Origin of the sequence: Paramagnetospirillum caucaseum, from assembly GCF_000342045.1 — a bacterium.
Classification (GTDB): domain Bacteria; phylum Pseudomonadota; class Alphaproteobacteria; order Rhodospirillales; family Magnetospirillaceae; genus Phaeospirillum; species Phaeospirillum caucaseum.
Genome location: NZ_AONQ01000146.1, coordinates 1 through 2,796, shown reverse-complemented (window position 1 = coordinate 2,796; position 2,796 = coordinate 1). Strand labels below are relative to the sequence as shown.

Below are 2,796 nucleotides of genomic sequence, written 5' to 3'. Positions count from 1 at the left end.
GCCACGCCGGTCAGCACCGATCCGGGCGCCGGCATGAGCCAGACGGAGCTGGACGTGCTGCAGAAGCTGCAGGAACGGCGCGGCACGCTCGACGGCCGCGAGAAGGACATCGAGAAGCGCGAGGCCCTGCTGAAGGCGGCCGAGGATCAGATCGACCGCAAGGTCGCCGAGATGAAGACGCTGCAGAACACCATCGAAGGACTGCTGCGTCAGTACAATGACCAGGAAGACAACAAGATGCGCTCCCTGGTCAAGATCTATGAAAATATGAAGCCCAAGGAAGCGGCGAAGATTTTCGAACAGCTGGATATGAATATCCTGCTGGAAGTGGTCGAGCGCATGAAGGAACAACGTGTTGCTCCGATCATGGCCGAAATGGACCCGTCCAAGGCCAAGGCAGTTACTGCCGAATTGGCACAAAGACGCCAGATACCGATGCCAAGGGGTGCCTCGGGCGGGTGATTGTCGGGGGATTGCATAAAAAATGACTTGCGCAAGTGCGGTCCCCCATCTTAACTAGGAAAATTCGTGGGTTACCGGTTTTTTCGGTTTCTGGCGGCTAGTGTCTCGAAGGAGCGGATGGATGGCTGTCGATAAGAATATGAATGTCCTCATCGTCGATGATTACAAGACGATGTTGCGGATCATCCGAAACCTGCTGAAGCAGCTGGGTTTCAACAACGTCGATGAGGCGACCGATGGTGCCATGGCGCTGCAGATGCTTCGCGTGGGCAATTACGGTCTGGTGATTTCCGACTGGAACATGGAGCCCATGACCGGTCTGCAGCTTCTGCGCGAAGTACGCGCCGATGCCAAGCTGAAGCCGGTCCCCTTCATCATGGTGACCGCCGAGTCCAAGTCGGAGAACGTCATCGCCGCCAAGGAAGCGGGCGTCTCCAACTACATCGTCAAGCCCTTCAACGCCGAAACGTTGAAGACCAAGATGACGAGCGTGCTGGGCGATTTCTGACGACCTGGGGGTTTATTAGTCATGTCGGCGAAAGGCGTTGACCGCGATCTGGAACTTCGCTTGGACGCCATTCGTGCCGAGCATGGCGAGACCATCCATGTCGATCAAATCGGGGAAGTGGTTCGGGCCCTGCTCGAGACCATGACGGGGGATATCGGTGCCGGGGATTTAAGGCTCTATCGCGAGCTGGAATCCCTGGCCAACTACATCCATGCCGCCAAGGAGGAGATCGCCGCGCTCCGGCCCGGCGAGATCAAGAACGAGTTCATCGCCTCGGCGACCGACGAGCTTGACGCCATCGTCGGCGCCACCGAGGCGGCGACCAACGAGATCATGGACGCCGCCGAGAGCCTGGGCTCGCTCTCGCCCATGCTCGACCAGGAGGTGGCCAACCGCCTGGACGAAATCACCACCCGCATCTTCGAGGCCTGCACCTTCCAGGACATCACCGGCCAGCGCATCACCAAGGTGGTCAAGGCGCTGAAGGAGATCGAGGACCGGGTGGAAAGCCTGGTCAAGATGTTCGGCGCCGAATTCGACGACGGCTCGGCCAGGAACGAGCCCAAGCCGTTGACCGACCAGGACCTTCTCAACGGCCCGCAGCTGCCCGGCAACGCGACCAATCAGGCCGAAATCGACGCGCTGCTGGCAAGTTTCGACTAGCCTTCCATGAAGGCTGCCGAGCAAGCCACAATCGGACGGCCAGTGAAAGCGCCCGTGAGCGCGAGCGATTCCCGCCGGCCGCCCGCCCGGCTGTGCGCCTTCCTTCTCTTCATCTCGCTGGTCCTGGGCTCCGCCGCCGTGATGGCCCAGACGAGCCCGCGCGCCGCCGAGCATGACGGCTTCGGCCGCATGGTGTTCGACTGGGACGGGCCGGTGAAGTTCTCGGCCGAGACGGTCAACAGCCAGTTGATCGTCCGCTTCGACAAGCCCATCGCCGGCGATCCCAGGGTGGTCTTAAAGCCGCTTTCCCGCTATCTCAAGGGCGTCACCATCAGCCCCGACCGCAAGATGGTCACCTTCCCGCTGGCCGTGCCGGTGCAGGTAAAAAGCTTCCAGACCGGCGGCAATTCCGTGGTGGTCGACCTGTCCGAGGACAAGAAGGCCAATTCCTCCTCGGCGCCGCCACCGCCGCCGGCCCAGGTCATTCCGCCCGCCGAGGTTCCGGCCATCCCGCCCGCCGAGGCCCCGGCCAAGGGCAAGGATGCCGCCGCCAAGCCCGCAGAAACCGCCAAACCCGCCGAACCGGCCAAGCCGGCGCCGCCCGTCCAGCCCCAGGGGCCGGCCACCGATCTGATGGTCCGGGGCGGCGAGCATACCGGCTTCAACCGGCTGGTCTTCGACTGGCCCAAGCCGGTGGGCTATTCCGTGGACGAGGCCGGCGCCACCGTCTCCATCAATTTCGACCGGCTGGCCAATCTCAACGTCACCTCGCTGAAAGCCGCCCTGCCGCCCGACGTGGGCTTTCTCGAGGCCAAGGGCAATGGCAAGGGAACCTCGGTGATCCTGTCGCTGCCCCAGGGCATGCGGGTCCGCCACTTCACCAACGGCCCGCGCGTCGCCGTCGACCTGGTGCGCCCGGCCGGGGCGCCGCCGCCGCCGCGCCCCAACGGCGCCGCCGCCCCGCCCCTGGCCCCCGCCCCCGGCACCGAGGAACAGCCCCCCGCCCTGAAGCCGCTGGACCAGCCGGCCGTGCCGCCCGCCGAGGCGAAGACCAACGGCAACGGCAAGCCGCCCGCCGCCCCGCCCCCGGCCGCCGCCAACGGCACTGCCGAGGGCGAGCCCGCTCCACTCCGCCCCGGCGACGAGATCAGGCCGGTCCCCGC

General features: G+C 64.6%; 3 protein-coding genes and 1 pseudogene. All 4 read left to right on the top strand.

Annotation, left to right across the window (positions count from 1 at the left end):
• A partial coding sequence (locus H261_RS22635) for a MotE family protein (RefSeq protein WP_008622553.1) occupies positions 1–462 on the top strand: 462 nt, incomplete at its 5' end.
• A 121-nt stretch (positions 463–583) separates the two neighbouring features.
• Complete coding sequence (locus tag H261_RS22630; protein ID WP_008622552.1) at positions 584–970, top strand: response regulator; 387 nt, start codon at positions 584–586, stop codon at positions 968–970.
• A gap of 60 nt (positions 971–1,030) precedes the next feature.
• Positions 1,031–1,633: a protein phosphatase CheZ gene (locus H261_RS22625; RefSeq protein ID WP_008622551.1), complete on the top strand. Its 603-nt coding sequence runs from the start codon at positions 1,031–1,033 to the stop codon at positions 1,631–1,633.
• Between the two features lie 54 nt (positions 1,634–1,687).
• Positions 1,688–2,796: pseudogene (locus H261_RS22620) on the top strand (hypothetical protein); the annotation flags it as partial.

What these genes read in the sequence shown, in the direction of transcription:
- H261_RS22630 (WP_008622552.1), top strand. Translation starts at nt 584, where the DNA reads ATGGCTGTCGATAAGAATATGAATGTCCTCATCGTCGATGATTACAAG.